Annotated in this window: 15 protein-coding genes, 1 tRNA gene and 1 pseudogene; 8 read left to right on the top strand and 9 right to left on the bottom strand. The window is 61.3% G+C overall.

The window, feature by feature from the left end:
* The 4 genes from Q8S60_RS02535 to Q8S60_RS02550 all read right to left on the bottom strand — a co-directional run.
* On the bottom strand, window positions 1-703 hold a 703-nt coding region (locus tag Q8S60_RS02535; protein WP_305668298.1), incomplete at its 3' end, for a class I adenylate-forming enzyme family protein.
* A gap of 141 nt (window positions 704-844) precedes the next feature.
* Window positions 845-1,510: a glutathione S-transferase family protein gene (locus Q8S60_RS02540; RefSeq protein ID WP_305275986.1), complete on the bottom strand. Its 666-nt coding sequence runs from the start codon at window positions 1,508-1,510 to the stop codon at window positions 845-847.
* Window positions 1,511-1,733: 223 nt separating this feature from the next.
* A tRNA-His gene (locus Q8S60_RS02545) sits at window positions 1,734-1,810 on the bottom strand.
* A gap of 127 nt (window positions 1,811-1,937) precedes the next feature.
* Window positions 1,938-3,311 (bottom strand): sodium-dependent transporter, encoded by a 1,374-nt coding sequence (locus tag Q8S60_RS02550; RefSeq protein WP_305275985.1) that lies wholly within the window; start codon window positions 3,309-3,311, stop codon window positions 1,938-1,940.
* 170 nt (window positions 3,312-3,481) lie between these two features.
* Between Q8S60_RS02550 and Q8S60_RS02555 the strand changes: the two genes are divergently transcribed.
* Window positions 3,482-4,423, top strand: coding sequence for an alpha/beta fold hydrolase (locus Q8S60_RS02555; protein WP_305668299.1), 942 nt, complete (start codon window positions 3,482-3,484; stop codon window positions 4,421-4,423).
* Here Q8S60_RS02555 and Q8S60_RS02560 read toward each other — a convergent pair.
* Window positions 4,420-6,399 (bottom strand): acetoacetate--CoA ligase, encoded by a 1,980-nt coding sequence (locus Q8S60_RS02560; RefSeq protein ID WP_305275983.1) that lies wholly within the window; start codon window positions 6,397-6,399, stop codon window positions 4,420-4,422. The genes Q8S60_RS02555 and Q8S60_RS02560 overlap by 4 nt on opposite strands.
* Before the next feature lie 252 nt (window positions 6,400-6,651).
* Between Q8S60_RS02560 and Q8S60_RS02565 the strand changes: the two genes are divergently transcribed.
* Window positions 6,652-8,670 carry an AsmA family protein gene (locus Q8S60_RS02565; RefSeq protein WP_305275982.1) on the top strand — a complete coding sequence of 673 codons (2,019 nt, stop codon included), beginning with the start codon at window positions 6,652-6,654 and terminating at the stop codon, window positions 8,668-8,670.
* Window positions 8,671-8,674: 4 nt separating this feature from the next.
* Here the strand turns inward: Q8S60_RS02565 and Q8S60_RS02570 are convergent, their stop codons facing one another.
* Window positions 8,675-9,187 carry a cupin domain-containing protein gene (locus Q8S60_RS02570; protein WP_305275981.1) on the bottom strand — a complete coding sequence of 171 codons (513 nt, stop codon included), beginning with the start codon at window positions 9,185-9,187 and terminating at the stop codon, window positions 8,675-8,677.
* Between the two features lie 103 nt (window positions 9,188-9,290).
* Here Q8S60_RS02570 and Q8S60_RS02575 point away from each other — a divergent pair, with 103 nt between their 5' ends.
* From Q8S60_RS02575 to Q8S60_RS02585, 3 genes are all read left to right on the top strand, one after another.
* The gene (locus Q8S60_RS02575) at window positions 9,291-9,542 is read left to right on the top strand and encodes a DUF6460 domain-containing protein (protein WP_305275980.1); all 252 of its coding nucleotides are present in this window, start codon (window positions 9,291-9,293) and stop codon (window positions 9,540-9,542) included.
* A 92-nt stretch (window positions 9,543-9,634) separates the two neighbouring features.
* Entirely contained in the window at window positions 9,635-9,994 is a 360-nt protein-coding gene (locus Q8S60_RS02580) for a hypothetical protein (protein WP_305275979.1), read from the top strand.
* Window positions 9,995-10,075: 81 nt separating this feature from the next.
* Complete coding sequence (locus Q8S60_RS02585; protein ID WP_305275978.1) at window positions 10,076-10,861, top strand: SDR family NAD(P)-dependent oxidoreductase; 786 nt, start codon at window positions 10,076-10,078, stop codon at window positions 10,859-10,861.
* Between the two features lie 31 nt (window positions 10,862-10,892).
* On the opposite strand, the gene Q8S60_RS02590 is transcribed toward Q8S60_RS02585, so the two are convergent.
* The gene (locus Q8S60_RS02590) at window positions 10,893-11,162 is read right to left on the bottom strand and encodes a hypothetical protein (RefSeq protein ID WP_305275977.1); all 270 of its coding nucleotides are present in this window, start codon (window positions 11,160-11,162) and stop codon (window positions 10,893-10,895) included.
* Between the two features lie 273 nt (window positions 11,163-11,435).
* On the opposite strand from Q8S60_RS02590, the gene Q8S60_RS02595 reads away from it, so the two are divergent.
* From Q8S60_RS02595 to Q8S60_RS02605, 3 genes are read left to right on the top strand one after another with little or no spacing between them, the layout of a single operon-like run.
* A complete protein-coding gene (locus tag Q8S60_RS02595) occupies window positions 11,436-13,487 on the top strand; it encodes a B12-binding domain-containing radical SAM protein (RefSeq protein ID WP_305275976.1) in 2,052 nt (683 codons plus the stop codon).
* Window positions 13,488-14,192: an SDR family NAD(P)-dependent oxidoreductase gene (locus tag Q8S60_RS02600; protein WP_305275975.1), complete on the top strand. Its 705-nt coding sequence runs from the start codon at window positions 13,488-13,490 to the stop codon at window positions 14,190-14,192.
* Window positions 14,192-14,968 (top strand): SDR family NAD(P)-dependent oxidoreductase, encoded by a 777-nt coding sequence (locus Q8S60_RS02605; protein ID WP_305275974.1) that lies wholly within the window; start codon window positions 14,192-14,194, stop codon window positions 14,966-14,968. Before Q8S60_RS02600 ends, Q8S60_RS02605 begins: the two co-directional genes overlap by 1 nt.
* A gap of 10 nt (window positions 14,969-14,978) precedes the next feature.
* On the opposite strand, the gene Q8S60_RS02610 is transcribed toward Q8S60_RS02605, so the two are convergent.
* The gene (locus tag Q8S60_RS02610) at window positions 14,979-15,914 is read right to left on the bottom strand and encodes a hypothetical protein (protein WP_305668300.1); all 936 of its coding nucleotides are present in this window, start codon (window positions 15,912-15,914) and stop codon (window positions 14,979-14,981) included.
* Window positions 15,915-16,076: 162 nt separating this feature from the next.
* Window positions 16,077-16,775, bottom strand: a pseudogene (locus Q8S60_RS02615) (malto-oligosyltrehalose synthase); the annotation flags it as partial.

The following is a 16,775-nucleotide window of genomic DNA, read 5'->3' on the forward strand; positions in this document are numbered from 1 at the left end:
GCTGGGAGCCGAGCGCGCCCTTGGGCTTGCCCGTCGTGCCGGAGGTATAGAAGATCGTCGCGTCGTCTTCCGGCTGCATGCCGGGATCGGGCAACGCCTCCGCCGGGAGTTTCGCATAGTCGTCCGGTTTCGCGACCAGCGCCTCGAAGGCTTCGGCGACGCCGAGTTCGTCGGCGGGCGTGCGAACCGCGACGAGGCCGTCGAGCCCGAGCGACTTCAGATGCGGGCGGATGCGATCGAGACGTTCGTGATCGACAATCAGGACCCTGGAGCCGGAATCCGAAACGCCGTATTCGAGTTCGGGGCCGGTGCCCCAGGCGTTCAGCGGCACGATGACGCCGCCGATGGCGGCCACGGCCCAGAAGACGATCGACCATTCGGGGAAGTTGCGCATGATGAGCGCGACGCGGTCGCCCTTCTTCACGCCATACTTCTCCTTCAGCACGCGGCCGAAGGCCGTTGCCGCGCGGTAGTGATTTTCGTAGGTGAGCCGCTCGCCCTCATAGACGATGAATTCGCGTTCGCCCCAGGCGCGGCCCAGATCGAAGACCGCGCGCAGGCTCGGCGGCGCGTTCTTGTAGGTGCGGATCGGCACGCCGCGGATTTCGACCGTTTCCATTTCGAAAGGCGTGCCCGGCGACGTCAGGAAGGCATGTGCCTCCTCGATCGTCATGGCGGGCCATTTAGCGGCGTTGTCGGCCATCGATTTCTCCCTTGGGATTCCGGTTGTTTGTCGGATTTTTCGTTACCCAAGAGATAGCCGGTTTGAGTGCCGATTTGAAGAGAAAGCATGGTGCGCGCGGCGGCGCCGGGAATCGCGCGGTTCCCGGCGCCGGCGGCAAGCTCAGATGCCGAATTTCTTCAGAAGGGCCGTCTCTTCCTCGATGCAGGCCGCGAAGCTCGGACGGGCCAGGATGGCGGCGAGGTAGCGCGTGAGGTTCGGATAGGCGGCCGCGTCGGGCTTGAAGCCCGCATGGGCGAGGTTGACGAAATGCGTGGCGACGGCGATGTCGGCGAGGCCGAACGTATGGCCGCACAGGAACGTCTTCGTGCCGATCTCCTTTTCGAGATAGGCGAAGTTGCGCGGCAGCTTTTCGGTCATCGTCTTCTCGGCGGTGGCGGTGTCCGCCTCCTTGCCCATCATGCGGTTCACGATCATCGGCCGGAAGGTACCCATGCCGACATTGCCGGCGAGGTCGGAGTCCGCATATTCCTCGTACCAGAGCGCCTGGCCGAAGGCGAAGGGGTCCTGCGGGTAGAGCGCGGGCGAGGGATATTTCTTTTCGAGATAGCCGCAGATGGCGGAGGAATCCGGCAGCGTCGCGTTCGCGCCCACGCTGTCGTCGCGCAGCACGGGGATGCGCTTCAGCGGCGAGATTTCGAGAAACCAGTCCGGCGGCGGGAAGATGTTGACCTGTTCCAGCGTGTAGTCCTGTCCCTTCTCGGCCAGGAATACGCGCACCTTGCGCACGAAAGGCGACAGGCTTGCGCCATAGACGGTAAGGGTCATGTTCCGTTCCTCCGGTGATTTTCGTTGGCCGGAGCAAAGCACCACCGGACGCGGGCGCGCAAGCGGGAAGTCGCCATTCGCGGCAGCCGGCGACCATGACCTTGAGCTTGAGGTTGAGGTTGCCAACGAGCGCGCCGGGCCCGCGTTCATCCCGAACCGCTCCACGATCCGAAAATGGAGCGAATTAGGCCTCACGCAGACGACGAGGTATGTCGGCGGAAAATGGTACAGCCGCCCCGGATCGAACGGGGGACCTCTAGATCCACAATCTAGCGCTCTAACCAGCTGAGCTACGGCTGCACGGGATCACACGGGTTGGCCTCGAAGCCATGGCCGCGCGATGGCCGGGAACTTAATTCGCCGCCGCCCGGATGACAAGCCCGCCGGGACCGCCACAGCCAAATTCGTCTTGCCGGCGAAAAAAGCGCTACATCAGCACGTTAGCCACGAAAATCGAAACAACCCCAAGGGGGGCGATATAGCGGAGCGCGAAGCGCCAGAGCCGGAACCAGAGCCTGCCCCGCGCCCCCAGCGCTTCCTCGACCATAGCGCCCGAGAGCACCCAGCCGGCGAAGAGGGACATCAGCAATCCGACCGTCGGCATGACGATATTCGATGTCGTGAAATCCAGCACATCGAACACCGTTTTGTCCGCCATGAGGCCAAAACGGGCGAGCGGGTAGAAATCGGCCCATGCGTTGAAAGAGAGCACCGTGCCGATCCCGAGGGCCCATGCAGCGGCACCGACGATCAGCGCCAGCCATTTGCGCGGAAGGCGAATGCCTTCCTCCACCCAGGCCACAACCGGCTCCAGCAACGAGATGGCGGACGTAATAGCCGCCACCGACAGCAACAGAAAAAAGGCCGCACCGATCAGGACGCCGCCGCCTATCGTGCCGAAAGCGATAGGCAAAGTGATGAAGGTGAGGCCGGGACCGCTCGATGGCTCGAGTCCGTAGGTAAAAACGAGCGGGAAAATGGCGATGCCCGCAAGTAATGCCACCATCGTGTCCGCGGCGGCGATGATGACGGCCGAGCGGCCGATGGAAGCGTCCTCATCGAGATAGGCGCCATAAGTCATCATCGCGCCGAGCGCGACGCTGACGGAGAAAAAGCCCTGCCCGATGGCCGCAAGTATGGTTCCCGGCGTTACTTCATCGAATTCGAAGGCGAACATGAACACCATCGCCTTGCCGAAACCCGGTGTCGTGGCGGCATATATCGCCATGCCGACGAGGAGGAAAAAGAGCAACGGCATCAACAGCACCACCGCCCTTTCGATACCCGAGGTCACCCCGGCCGCGACAATACCGATGGTGAAGACGAGAAAGAGCGTCTGCCACAACGAGACGCTATAGGGGTCCGCTACAAAGACCGAAAAATGCTCGGCCGCCGCAGCATTCGTCTCACCGGCAAAGGCGCCTGTCAGAGCAAGCTCTACATATTTGAGTGCCCATCCTCCGATCACGCTGTAGTAGGACAGAACGATGAAGGCGCCAATCGTTCCACCCCATCCGATCAGGGTCCAGAAACGCGCCGCCTTGTTCTCGGCGATCAGCTTGCGCATGGTGTTTATCGGGCTTTGCTTCCCCATGCGGCCGAGCATTATCTCGGAGATCAGGATCGGGAGGGCGATGCCCATGGTCGTAATCGCATAGATCACGATAAATGCGCCGCCACCGTTCTCCCCCGCCAGATAAGGGAAGCGCCAGATATTGCCGAGGCCCACGGCGCTGCCGATCGCGGCCATCAGGAAGGCGAAGCGCGACGACCACTGGCGCGGCGCGAACGGTGTGCTCATACGTGAAACCCCCGGCTGGCAGCCCGGCAACCGTCTCCCCCGAGACATGCGCTGCCGGCAAATGTCCTGAAACCATACGGAAATCTTCGCAATCTGTCAGGTCCGCGATAGTGCGTGCTTCCCGACGGAATCGACTATAGTTCCCAAAACAAAAGCCCGGCGAGGAACGCATGAACGCCCACCCGATCAGCACTGCCTATATCGAAGCCAACGGGCTGGCCTTTGAGGTCGACATGTGCGGCAGCGGCGACAAGTTTGCACTCCTGCTGCATGGCTTTCCGGAGAGCAAGTTCTCATGGCGCTATTTGATGCCGGTGCTCGCGGAGCTTGGCTACACGGTCTGGGCTCCCAATCTTCGCGGCTATGGCGGAAGTTCCCGTCCCAAGGAACGGGCGGCTTACGCCATGCCGCATCTGCTGGACGACGTCGCAGGCCTCATCGACGCTGCCCGTGCGCGCGGCGTCTCCGGGCCGGTAACGCTCGTCGCCCATGACTGGGGCGGGGTTATCGCATGGACCTTCGCGCTCGCGGGCGTGCGTCCACTCGAGCGCTTCATCGTCATGAACCTGCCGCACCCCACGCTTTTTGCGAGGGGCCTTCGCACATGGGCGCAGTTGAAGCGCTCCTGGTATGTCTTCTTCTTCCAGATTCCCTGGCTGCCGGAAAAGCTGCTGCTCGCGCGGAATGCTCATGCCATCGGGGAGGCCTTCCGGGGCATGGCCATCGACAAGAGCCGCTTCCCGGATTCCGTTCTCGATCATTACAGGAAGAACGCTCAATTGCCGGGCGCCATGACGGCGATGATCAATTACTACCGTGCGAACTTCCGCGGTGCGCCGCCCAAGGAGTGGACCGATCCGCCGCTCCTGGAGACACCCACACTTATGATATGGGGCGAAGCAGATTCGGCGCTTGGCAAGGAATTGACCTACGGCACAGAGGATCTGGTGAGCGACATCACGATCCGCTATCTGCCGCAGGTTTCCCATTGGGTGCAGCAGGAGGCCCCTGAGGCCGTCAACGCCATGATCCGCGCGTGGATCGAGGGGCGGCACGTGCCGATGGCGGGCCTTGGAGGACGGCTGCTGATCGCCGAGCGCGACGCGCACTAGGTGGAAAGCTCGGGCAGGTCTCTATAGAGCGACAAGGCCTCCGGATTCGCGAGTGCTTCCCTGTTTTTCACGTCGCGGCCGTGAACGATGTCGCGCACGGCGAGTTCGGTGATCTTGCCGGATTTCGTCCGCGGAATATCCGAGACAGCAACGATCTTTGCCGGAACGTGACGAGGCGATGCGCCGTCTCGGATTCTGGTGCGTATACGCCGCTCCATCGCCTCGTCGAGCGGTACGCCCGGCTTCATCACGACGAAAAGAACCACGCGCACATCGCCCTGCCAGTCCTGTCCGATAGCGAGGGCCTCTTGCACTTCGGGCAGTTGCTCTACCTGCGCATAGATTTCCGCCGTACCAATTCGCACGCCGCCCGGATTGAGTGTGGCGTCCGAGCGGCCATGAATGACGATGCCGTCATGTGCCGTGATTTCCGCGAAATCGCCGTGGCACCACACCCCGGGGAAACGGTCGAAGTAAGCGGCGCGGTATTTCGTCCCGCTTTCGTCATTCCAGAATCCGATTGGCATGGATGGAAACGGTTTGGTGCAGACGAGTTCGCCCTTGCTCGCCTCGCCCTGCCCCGGTCGCAGCTCTTCCCCGGCCTCGTCCCAGACCTCGACAGCCATGCCAAGTCCCCGTGCCTGAATTTCCCCGCGATAAACGGGGAGTACGGGACTGCCGAGCACGAAGCAGGAAACAATGTCGGTGCCGCCCGAGATCGAGCAGAGAGCGACGTCGTTCTTCACATCCTCATAGACGAAATTGAAACTCTCCGGCACCAGCGGCGAACCGGTCGAAAGGATCATGCGCATCGACGAAAGATCGTGCGTCTCGCGCGGCCTCAGCCCGGATTTCTTTACGGCGTCGATAAATTTGGCCGAGGTTCCGAAGACGTTGATTGCGGCGGCGTCGATATAGTCGAACAGCACACGCTCATTGGGCGCAAAGGGGGACCCGTCATAGAGCGCAAGCGTGGCTCCGGCCGCGAGGCCCGACACCAGCCAGTTCCACATCATCCAGCCGCAGGTCGTGAAATAGAAGAGCGTTTCGCCTGCCTTGATGTCGCAATGAAGCTTGTGCTCCTTCAGGTGCTGCAACAGCGTTCCACCGGCCGAATGAACGATGCATTTCGGAACGCCTGTGGTGCCGCTCGAATACATGATGTAGAGCGGGTGAGCGAATGGCAGTCGCTCGAAGTGGAGCGGTGTTGCCGGCGCGTTTGCGACAAGCCGCGACCAATCCTCCGCTTTCGGAATGTCCTTCGGACCCTCGCCGATAAACGGCACGATGGCGACATGCTCCAGCGTCGGCAGTCCCGCCACGATTTCCGCAAGTTTTTCATGCGCGGGAAGCACCTTTCCCGCATACCGGTATCCGTCGCAGGCAATCAGAACCCTGGGTCCGATTTGTCCGAAGCGGTCGAGCACGCCACGCACGCCGAAATCCGGCGAGCATGAAGAAAAAACCGCGCCAATGCTCGCCGCCGCCAGCATGGCAACGATCGTTTCCGGGCAATTGGGCATGAAGGCGGCGACGCGGTCGCCCGGCCCGACCCCCCATCCCCTCAGGACGGCAGCAAACCGGGCCACGGTTGCACGCAGTTCGGCCGCGCCCACCGGCTTCGACATCGCGCCTTCGTTGTTGAAGAGAAGCACGGGATCGGCGCCATCGGTGCGCAACAAATTTTCCGCGAAATTGAGCCGTGCTTCGGGGAAGAAGCGCGCACCCGGCATGCGATCCCCGTCCGCGAGCGCGATGTCCCCTTTCTCGCCGATGACGCCGGCATAATCCCAGATCGCATCCCAGAATGCGGCCGGCATCGAAATCGACCAGGCGTGCAATTCGGCGTAGCCGGTCAGCCGCAATCCATGCCGCTCATTCACCAGCGCCATGAATGCCGTCATGTTCGATGCCGCGACTGCGGCGGCGGACGGCTCCCAAAGCGGGCAATCCGATGGCGCTATGTGCGAGGTCATGGGCTGTTCCTTTCATCAGGCGGCGAACTTTAGGAACGGCCCCGTTCCCGATCAAGTACCCAATCGGGCCGTTTCAGCCGGCATGTTTCGGCCGACGAGTTGCGGAAAATAGCGAGACCCGCACATTTCGCATGCGGCTCTCTCTGCTATGCTCGCCGTCATCATGCTGGAGCCATATTTCGACCCTCGGCATGAAAGGAACCGCCGCGGCACGCAAAGCGCTGCAGCCACACAAATCTGGGAGAGACGCTCATGTCCCGCCTCGTCGCCGTTCTTGTCGGTCTTGTCCTCGTCCTGATTGCCGTCGTAATCGTCGTCCCCATGCTTATCCCGATGGAGACCTACAAGAACAAGGTGGTCGGTGTCGTAAAGGAGCAGACGGGCCGCGACCTGCGCATCGATGGCGATATAGGTTTGTCGTTCTTCCCCAATATCGGCGTATCGCTTGAAAATGTCGGCTTCTCGAACGCTTCGTGGGCCCGCGAGCCCGAGATGGCGTCGATGAAGGAAATGCGGGCGGCATTGAAACTGATGCCCCTGTTCAGCGGCAATGTCGAGATCGACAGCTTCTCGCTGGTCGATCCCGTCATTCATCTTGAAGTACGAAAAGACGGCACGCCGAACTGGCAGTTCGAGGGCGCCCGGAAGACGCAAGCTGCGCCTGCCGGGGAAAGCGAAGGGGCCGGCGGAGAGACCTCACTCGGCGGTGTAAGCCTCGGAGAGATATCGATCAGGAACGGCACCGCCACCTACCGCAATGCACAGACGGGCGCGAACTATGCCGCCGAGCAGGTGAATATAGACTTGGCACTTCCCAGCCTCGACGATCCTTTCCTCGCGAATGGGTCGCTCGTGTGGAACGGCGACAAAATCGGCGTCGACCTGCGCGCGGATCGTCCGCGCGCACTGACGGAAGGGGGAGAAACACCCGTCGCACTTTCAATCGCGGCGCCTAAAGTGAAGGCGTCATATACCGGCACCCTAAAACCGCTGGACGGACTCGCCTTCGCGGGCGATGTCGATCTGAATGTTCCTTCAGTCCGCGACCTCGCCGCATGGGGTGGCAGTCCGCTTCCCGCCGGCGAAGGCTTCGGTCCGCTCTCCATCAAGGGCAAAGCGAGCGGCGGCGGGAACGACTACCGGTTTTCCGATGCGGAAATCGGTTTCGACGGCATGAATGCCACGGGTAATCTCGGCGTTCGCACGGGCGGTGCGCGCCCCTACATCAAAGGCGATCTGGCCGTCGACCGGATCGACGTGAATACTTATCTCGCGGAGGAAACTGCGGGCGGCAATTCGGGTGGCGGAAGTGCCGGTGGAGATGCCGGCTGGAGCACGGACCCCATCGATATGTCCGGCCTCAAGGCCGTCGACGCCGACTTCGCCTTCTCGACGCAGCAGATCCTTTTTCAGAAGATCAAAATCGGCGAGAGCGCGCTCAATCTCAAACTCGCCAACGGCGTGCTTACGGCCAATCTCGGCAAGCTCAATCTGTATGAAGGCCAAGGCTCCGGCGCGCTGACACTGAACGGTGCGGGAAACACGCCTCAATTGAAAGCCGACTTCCGGCTCTCCGGCGTCGCCGCGGAGCCTCTGCTCACCGACGCCGCGGATTTTTCCCGGCTGCAAGGCACAAGCGCCATCGGGATTTCCGTCGCCACCTCGGGCCGCAGCCAACGCGACATGATTGCGGCGCTCGGCGGCAACGGCAATGTCAAGTTCACCAATGGCAAGATCAAGGGCATCAACCTCGCCCAGCTCACGCGCACCGCGCTCACCGCCGCGACGAGCGGCTGGCAGGCGGGCGGTACCCAGGACACCGATTTCTCGGAACTTGGCGGCACGTTCACGATCGACAAGGGCATTCTCCGCAACGACGATCTCAAACTGCTCTCGCCCCTTATCCGAATCTCGGGCGCGGGCACCGTGAACATTCTCGAGAAGACGCTCAACTACCGTGTCGAGCCGAAGCTCGCAGCATCGCTCGAAGGTCAGGGCGGCGCGACGGACGTCAAGGGCATCGAGGTACCCATCATCGTTTCCGGGCCATGGTCGCAGCCGCGTTTCGCGCCCGACCTGAAAGCCATCATCGAAAACCGCGAAAACATCGGCAATACCATCAAATCCATCAAGGAAGACGGCGGCAAGGGACTGCTGAAAGGCCTGATGGGGGAGCCGTCGAATGAAAACACCGGCGACGCAGATGAACCGGCGCCGGAGGAGGCGAAGCCGACACCCGAGGAGACGCTGAAGAAACTTTTCGGCCGGTGAGGCGTCAGACCTTCCTGAAATCGGCGAGAGCCGCGTATTCCTTGGCCCCGTCGACCCGGTACATGCGCCGCGCCAGGCGAGGATAGGTGCAGACGTCGATGGGTGAGCGCGTACCACCCATCAGATAGACACAGTCCTCTCCGGCGTCCTCGGGTACGTGCATGGAATGGGCGGGGGAATTTTTCGGGAAGGCCATGAAATCGCCGGGCCCGACTTCGAAGCTCGCGTCCCCCACCGTCGCCCGGGCCCGGCCGGACACAATGTAGAGAAATTCCTCGTCCTGCCCGTGGAAGTGATGCTCCGTCGTATCGCGGCCCGGCTCGACGCGGACGAGGTGGACGCCCATGTCCTGCAGGCCCGCCATGTCACCCAGAGAGCGTGTATTGCGGACCGCATTCGGATTGAACTGATGCACCACTACTTTTTCGGGCAGCCCGGCTATGCGTGCCGCATTGTAATAACAGTCGCCTGGCTCGCCCTCGGGCTGCCGAACCAGCTCCTCGTCATCGACCGGCATCTCCCGCGCTCCTTCAAAATGCTTCGATTCCGGGGCTTTGTGCCATGCGCCGCTCCCGTCTAGACTAATTCACACTGATTCGTCGGGGACGGGCGGCGCTTTCATGATTCAACACGCCTTGTCGACGCTGATAAAGTTCTTCATCGGAGCGGTGGCGGTCGGCGCCCTGCTCAATGCGTTCGACATCACAGCCGAAGAGGTCCTTCAGGATATCGGGTTCACCCCCGAGGCCGTCCTTGCGTTTGTGCGCGACGGCATCGGCTGGGCATTGCCGCATTTCCTGCTCGGCGCCATGGTCCTCATTCCCATCTGGCTCGTCATCTTTCTTTTGAAGCCGCCCGGATTCGGCCGCTAGCGTCTGCTTGCGCCGCCGTGTGAGGCATGTAGAGTTCGTGGTTAACGGCGAAGAGAAGGTTCTTCGCCGCGGGTATATTTGGGAGGGTATCCATGAAGAAAATCACTCTGGCCGTCGCGTTCGGTATTTCCGCACTTGTCCTTGGCGGACCGGCCATGGCCGATGTCGGCGCGGGCCTTGTAGGCAATACTGTCACGCTGACGGCGGCCGACGGCACCGTAACCAAGATCTTCTATCCCGACAGCTCGAACATCGTCGTCAAGGCCGGCGACGGCGCGGAGACGGCGGGCAGCTGGCGCGTAGCGGATCAGACGATCTGCACCAAGGTCGGCGACGCACCTGAAAACTGCACCGCTCCCATCGAGGAAGCCCCTGCCGTCGGCAGCGCCGGCGTCATCCAGGGTGAACAAGGCGAAGTGAAGTGGGCCGTCTCCGAAGGCAAGGCATTCTGAAAACTCTTTCGCCTGTTCCCTTCCGGGGTTAACCCCTAAAGTCGCCTCATTGAAAAATGGCGATCCAAGGGAGACTGGAGAATGGGACGGCTATCGGGAAAGCGTGCAATCGTTACGGGCGCTGGCAGCGGCATCGGTCGCGCCAGCGCCCTTTTGTTTGCGCATGAGGGCGCTCAGGTCGTTGTCGTCGATCGGGCGGAAGATGCGGTCGACGAAACGGCGGCGATGATCCGCAAGGAAGGCGGAGCCGTTTCATCCGTCGCTGCGGATGTAAGCGACGAGACGGCCGTCAAAGGCTTTGTCGAGCATTGCATCTCGGAATATGGCGGCCTTGACGTTCTTTATGCGAATGCCGGTATCAGCGGCGGCATGGTGCCGCTTCAGGAGCAGACAGTCGCCTATTGGCAGCAGATTCTCGCGGTCAACCTGATCGGACCGTTCCTCGCGATCAAATATGCCAGTCCGCACATGATCCGGCAGGGGTGCGGCTCGATTATCTGCACCGCATCCGTCGCAGGGCTCCGCGCCAATGCCGGCGGCACGCCCTACAGCGCGAGCAAGGCCGGGGTGATCAGCCTTGTGCAGACCACCGCCAATGAATTTTACGGCACCGGTGTGCGCGTCAACGCCATCTGTCCCGGCCTCATCGAAACGGGCATGACGAAGCCGATATTCGACGGTGCCCGGGCGCGGGGCTCCGAAGACAGGATCGGCCAGTTGAACCCGCTCAAGCGTTATGGACTGCCGCCCGAGATTGCGCATGCAGCGCTCTTCCTCGCGAGCGACGACGCGTCCTATGTCAATGGCCAGGCCATAGCCGTCGACGGCGGCCTTTCGAGCACGCATCCGTTCGCCGGCCGGCGCTGAAATCGATTACGCATCTTCGCCGTCGCTCGTATCAGACTACGGCGGAGATGCGTGTCGCCTCGGTGGCGCCGGCGATCGTCGCGCGGAGCCTGCAGGGACCGATGGCGAATCCGCCTACTGCCTTTTCCCCAAAGCACGCCGCCGTTCCGACCGTGAACCAGTTTTCTCCATCGGGGCTTGCCTCCAGCGATACCATCGCACCGGCGAAATCGCCCCATGTCCAGAAAGTGCCGGTTCCGCCCTGCCACACCAGCACTTCGGAACTGCCGTTCTCATTCGTATCCTCGAAAAGCTTCGCCATCCCGCAATCTCCTGTCATTGGACGTTTACCGCCGGCAGCTTCGCCCGCCGCGGAGGGAGTGGGGATAAATTCCGCCGAAATACTAACCTTCTTACTTGGCGATTGAGAATCAAGCCTTTGATTTTTCTGGGTTTTTCTTGATCTCGCTTGTCTGGAAGCATGGGTCTGCGATTGGCGCCATCGACGATCCGCAAGTCGCCAGGTGCCTGCCGGTGGACCGGAGGCTGCCTATCCATTATCAATCGATATGGACCTATCGGGCGGATTCACTGAATGCGCCGGTTCGTCAGGGAGTGTTTCATGTCCGGCCATCGAATTTATCTAGCGGATCTCACCCACGACGGGATGATCCTGTCGTCGAATGTGTTTCCGCTCTCTATCGGATTGGTGGCCGCCTATCTCATTGAAAAGCGCGGCCCGCAGGTTGAAGTCGATCTCTTCAAGTATCCCGACGACTTCAGTGAAGCTCTTCTTCAAAACCAACCGGCGATCGTCGGATTTGCCAACTATTCGTGGAACTTCGCCCTCTCCCGCGCCTACGCCGCGCAAATCAAGGCGCGCTGGCCGGACACCATTATCGTCTTTGGGGGGCCGAATTACGGGCTCACGCCCGAGGAGGGCCGGACGTTCTGGGATCGTCATGGCGATGTTATCGATTTTCATGTGGTGAAAGAGGGTGAGGAAGCTTTTCTCCAGCTCTTCGACACACTCGTTGACCATAAAATGGACGTATCGAGCCTGAAGGCGGCCAGAACCGTAATCGGGAATGTGCACTACGCCGTCGGAGATGAACTCGTCACCGGTCCCGATCTGCCGCGGGTCGACCTGGCAACGCTCCCTTCTCCCTATCTCATGGGCTTGATGGACAAGTTCTTCGACGAGAAGCTTTGTCCGCTCATCCACACCACGCGGGGTTGCCCCTTTAAATGCGCGTTCTGTACGGAGGGGTCGGCCTATTACAACGTCGTCGGTCAGCGCGTCGCCCCGCTTGAGGCGGAAATGCACTATCTGTCCTCGCGGATCCGGGGGCCAAAGGACCTGTTTATCTCGGATGCGAATTTCGGGATGTTCAAACAGGATCAGGAAAAGGCGCGGATCATCGCGGACTGCCAGCAGAAGTACGACTATCCGAAATATGTCCACGTCTCGACCGGCAAGAATCAGAAGGCGCGCGTCGTCGAAATCGTCAAATCCCTGAATGGCGCCGTCTCGATGGCAGCCTCGCTCCAGTCCACCGATGAAACGGTGCTTGCCAATGTTTCGCGCTCCAATATTTCCGTCGAACAGCTCGCGGCCGCCGGCAAGATGGCCAACACGTCCAATACCGGTACCTACTCGGAACTGATCCTCGGTCTTCCGGGAGACAGTTTGAGGGCGCACCGGAATTCGCTTCGCGACACCGTCGAGATGCGTTTCGACAATATCCGGATGTACCAGCTCATTATGCTGCCGCAGACCGAACTGAATACGCCGGCAGTCCGGCGTCAGTACGACATGAAGACGAAGTTTCGTATCATGCCGCGCTCCTTCGGGCGGTATTCAATCGGAGACACGGAGTTCGTCGCCGTCGAGTCCGAAGAAATCCTCGTCAGCAATTCAACGCTTCCCTTCGAGGACTATGTAGCCTGCAGAGAGATGGATCTCACCATCGAAATCCTTCACAACGGGCGCATATATACCGAAGTTGTCGGCGTCTGCGATGCCTATGGTTTGTCGTGGTTCGACCTCATCATGCGCTTCTTCGAACGCCGTCGCGATTTTACTCCCGAAATCACCGAGATGTACGATGCCTTCCTGCGGGGCACGACAGAGCGCCTCTGGCCGACCGAACGCGATCTGACCGCCTATGTGGAAGCCAATATCGACGAGATGCTTGTGGACGAACGCGGGACAAATGAAATGTCCAGCGGCAAGGCAACCGCTTTCTTTCTTCTCCTTGAACAGATCAACGGCACTCTCTTTCAACTGCTGAGAGACGAGTTGCGCGAAAACGGCTATCTCGACAGTGTCGCCAGCCGCTACCTGGATGAACTTGAGCGCTACAGCTTGCTGCGCAAGCGCAACCTTCTGAAGTCCGAGGACGAAATCGTCGAACGCTTTTCAATCGATCTGGAGCGCCTCGACGATGCCGGATATGTGGTCAAACCCACCGAGGCCAGCCTGGGTTCGGAGCACAGCTTTGTGATCTCGCACGATGCGCAGCAGCGGCAACTCATCGGCCAGTATTCCCGCGAGTTCGGCGACAGTTTCGACGGACTGGGGAAAATGCTGATGCGCTACCCTCATGTGCACCGGCTGTTCCGGCATGCGGAGCCCGCCGCCTAGATGGAAAATCTCGAAGGACGCAGGGTCCTTGTCTCCGGCGGCACGGCCGGCATCGGATACGCGACCGCCGAGCGCCTCGCGGCCAGTGGCGCGAGTGTCTTTGTCATCGGCACCAATGCAGCCCGTGTCGAAGCGGCGCGAAGCAAGCTCGGCATACTGGGCGCCGTCTGCGATGTCCGCGATGCAGAGGCCTGTGCCAAAGTCGCGGAGCAAGCAGCACAGACGATGGGCGGCATCGACGCCCTCGTGAACTGCGCCGGCGTAGGTACGATAGCGTCCTTCGCGGATATGACGCCCGAAGACTGGCGCAACATGATCGACACGAATGTCACCGGCACTTTCAATGCCTGCAAGGCGGCATTGCCTTGGCTCAAGAAATCGCCGCGGCCGGACATCGTGAACCTGGGGAGCCGGGCGGGACGCTACGCTTTTGCGGGCGGTACGGGTTATTGCGCGTCGAAATTCGCCATACAGGGGTTCAGCGAAGCGCTGTTTCTGGACCTGTCGGAATTTGGCGTAGGCGTCAGTCTCGTAGCGCCCGGCACTGTCGCCACAGGGTTTGCCGGCGTTGAGGCCGAACCCTGGCACCTGCGCCCCGAAGATGTCGCCGAAGCGATCCTGCATTGTCTTACAAGTCATCGCGGCGCCAATTTGAACTGGATCGAACTCCGGCCGTCGCGACGGACCTTCGAGGAACCTGGCTGATGCTGCTGGACGGACGAACGGCACTTGTCACAGGCGCGGCGCAGGGCATCGGAGCCGGCATCGCCCGCGTTCTCGCGAGCAATGGCGCACGTGTCGTTATCGTGGATATACAGGAGACCGAGGCGGCGGCGCTCGCGCGCGAAATTGGCGGTCATGCGGTTGTGGCCGATCTGACGACGCAGGAAGGCTGCCGGCATGCGGTCTCGGAAGCCGTAAATCTCATCGGCAAACTCGACATCATCGTGAACAATGCCGCGCCGGCTCGAAACCGGAGCCTGATCGGAGAGATCGAGGGAAGCGACTGGGATATTCACGGGACATTGATCCTGCAGGCGGCGGCCTGGCTCGCCGCTGCGGCGCAACCCCATATGGGCCCGGGCGCGAGTATCGTGAATATCTCTTCCGTCACGGCGCGTTCCGTCGGTGAGGATCAGTGCACGTGGCCGTATCACGTGGCCAAATCGGGACTGGATCAGCTCACCCGCTACCTGGCCTGCCGTCTTGGCCCGTCGGGAGTGAGAGTGAATGCCGTAGCTCCCGCGCTTGTCGATCGCGATGTGGGGCGCAAGCTTTCCGACGACCCGGAGATGGCACGAATTATCCGCGCCACCGTTCCCCTTGGCCGCGCTGCCACCGCTGCGGACATAGGTAATGCAGTGGCATTTCTCTCTTCGGATGCTGCCAGCTACATCACCGGTCAGGTGCTGACCGTCGATGGAGGGCTCGGCACCCGCGAGGTGTTCGCCGCCGGCATTCTGGCCTCTGGCGAGAAATAATCTCCCTGAATCAGATCCGGCGAACGGAAACGAAGACGGGACCGTCCGCGAAAAGCGTCGCGGCACGGCCATCGCCGAATGCGTCCGTGGCGGATATGTCGAGCACAGTGTCGTCCCACCAATGAGCCGGGGGCGCGACCGCCTTTCCACCAAGCAATGCCGCCGCGCAACGGAAAGCGACGGCACAAACAAGTTCCTCTTCACCGGAGCGGCGGCGGAAGGCGAGAACGCATTTCTCGCGCAAACCCCGCACCGCTATGGGCTCATAATTGCCGTTCGCAAACAGCAGCGGATGATTGCGTCGATCATCGAGGAGACGGACAATCAAAGCGAACTTCATCCTCGCCCATTCGCTCGCCTCTACGTCCTCGCCGGTCAGCAAGCCGCGCCGCAAGTCATAGTCGACAGGGCGGCGATTATCGGGATCGACCAGGCTCAGGTCCGGCAACTCCGCGCCTTGATAAAGGTCGGGCACGCCCGGCACCACGCACCGCAGCGCCGTTTGCACGAGGCTGTTCGCTCGCGCCGCCGGCTCGGTCCAGGCAATGAAATCCGTGAAGTCCGACAGAAATTCCGCCGATCGCGCAGGGTCGAGTAATGCCCCGGTAAGTTCGAGGCAACGTCTCTCGTAGTCCTCGTCCGGCGCTTCCCACGAAGATCTCAGCTCCGCTTCGCGCAACGCTTTCTTCTGCCACGCGGCGATCCGTTCGCCCAGTGCCGCAAGCCCGCCTGCATCGGATGCAATCAGACCGGTGGGCCAGGTGCCGAACAATGTCTGGTAGAGCATGTAAACGTCTGCGGGTTCGATATCGAAAGTCAGGGTCCGGTTCATTGTCTGCCACCGTTCCACCCGCCTCCGCCATTCCTCCGGCACCTCGCTCAGAACCGCCAGCCGTGTGCGCACGTCTTCGCCGCGCTTGTGGTCATGAGTGGCTGTAGCAAGCATGGCGTTAGGGAAAGCAGCGGCTCGGCGCACAGACGCCGCATGAAAATCCACGATCGACGATGCAAAGCGGGTGGCGTCGAAGCCGACATCGTTCCGCGATAGCAACCGTCCATACCGGTAGAAGGCCTTGTCTTCGACAGCCTTGGCGGCACTCGGGGCCGATCATTGTTGAAAGCGTCGCACGGCTTCCTTCGCGCAGACCGGGTCGCCCGGTCCTTCCCCGGCAAGCCATGCAAGAATCATATCCGTCACGGGTGCCTCGCCCGGCGGAACAAGGGGGGCGACACGTGCACGGGCGGCGGCGCGAATTTCTGCATCTGTATCCGGCGCCGAGGTCCCCGTTCCATAGGTACGATAAACGGGAAATACCCATAGCAGCCGTTCGATCGCACGGCGCAGCATGCCGGAAGTAATATCCTCCGCCTCCCGCGCCGTGTCGGCGAGCGCGCGGAAAGCGTCGATACAACCGCGCAACTGCCCTTCGAACTTCCAGGCGAGCGTCTCCTGACGGGCGTGCAGTTCTTCTGCTTCAAAGTCTGTGTTGCGCCCGCTTATCTCCGTCCAGAGCGCCGTCAAGGGCGCCTCGCCTTCAGGTTCATGGAGAAGCGCGGTGACCTCTTCCATGAAATCGTAACCGCTCGTGCCCCCGATTTCCCAGTCTCCCGGGAGCCGTTCGTGCGTTCCGAGTATTTTCTCGGCGACGACATAGACGGGTCCGGGCAGGGCATCGGACGGACGTTCAATCGTGTTGAACCGGGCGCGCAGCATGCGGCAATAGGCTGCCGGATCGGCAAGCCCGTCGATGTGATCGATGCGGACACCGTCGATCAATCCTTCGCCGTAAAGACGAAAATACAACGC

The organism is Parvibaculum sp., from assembly GCF_030694575.1.
GTDB lineage: Bacteria > Pseudomonadota > Alphaproteobacteria > Parvibaculales > Parvibaculaceae > Parvibaculum.

What these genes read in the sequence shown, in the direction of transcription:
- Q8S60_RS02540 (WP_305275986.1), bottom strand. Translation starts at nt 1,510, where the DNA reads ATGACCCTTACCGTCTATGGCGCAAGCCTGTCGCCTTTCGTGCGCAAG.
- Q8S60_RS02550 (WP_305275985.1), bottom strand. Translation starts at nt 3,311, where the DNA reads ATGAGCACACCGTTCGCGCCGCGCCAGTGGTCGTCGCGCTTCGCCTTC.
- Q8S60_RS02555 (WP_305668299.1), top strand. Translation starts at nt 3,482, where the DNA reads ATGAACGCCCACCCGATCAGCACTGCCTATATCGAAGCCAACGGGCTG.
- Q8S60_RS02560 (WP_305275983.1), bottom strand. Translation starts at nt 6,399, where the DNA reads ATGACCTCGCACATAGCGCCATCGGATTGCCCGCTTTGGGAGCCGTCC.
- Q8S60_RS02565 (WP_305275982.1), top strand. Translation starts at nt 6,652, where the DNA reads ATGTCCCGCCTCGTCGCCGTTCTTGTCGGTCTTGTCCTCGTCCTGATT.
- Q8S60_RS02570 (WP_305275981.1), bottom strand. Translation starts at nt 9,187, where the DNA reads ATGCCGGTCGATGACGAGGAGCTGGTTCGGCAGCCCGAGGGCGAGCCA.
- Q8S60_RS02575 (WP_305275980.1), top strand. Translation starts at nt 9,291, where the DNA reads ATGATTCAACACGCCTTGTCGACGCTGATAAAGTTCTTCATCGGAGCG.
- Q8S60_RS02580 (WP_305275979.1), top strand. Translation starts at nt 9,635, where the DNA reads ATGAAGAAAATCACTCTGGCCGTCGCGTTCGGTATTTCCGCACTTGTC.
- Q8S60_RS02585 (WP_305275978.1), top strand. Translation starts at nt 10,076, where the DNA reads ATGGGACGGCTATCGGGAAAGCGTGCAATCGTTACGGGCGCTGGCAGC.
- Q8S60_RS02590 (WP_305275977.1), bottom strand. Translation starts at nt 11,162, where the DNA reads ATGGCGAAGCTTTTCGAGGATACGAATGAGAACGGCAGTTCCGAAGTG.
- Q8S60_RS02595 (WP_305275976.1), top strand. Translation starts at nt 11,436, where the DNA reads ATGCGCCGGTTCGTCAGGGAGTGTTTCATGTCCGGCCATCGAATTTAT.
- Q8S60_RS02600 (WP_305275975.1), top strand. Translation starts at nt 13,488, where the DNA reads ATGGAAAATCTCGAAGGACGCAGGGTCCTTGTCTCCGGCGGCACGGCC.
- Q8S60_RS02605 (WP_305275974.1), top strand. Translation starts at nt 14,192, where the DNA reads ATGCTGCTGGACGGACGAACGGCACTTGTCACAGGCGCGGCGCAGGGC.
- Q8S60_RS02610 (WP_305668300.1), bottom strand. Translation starts at nt 15,914, where the DNA reads ATGCTTGCTACAGCCACTCATGACCACAAGCGCGGCGAAGACGTGCGC.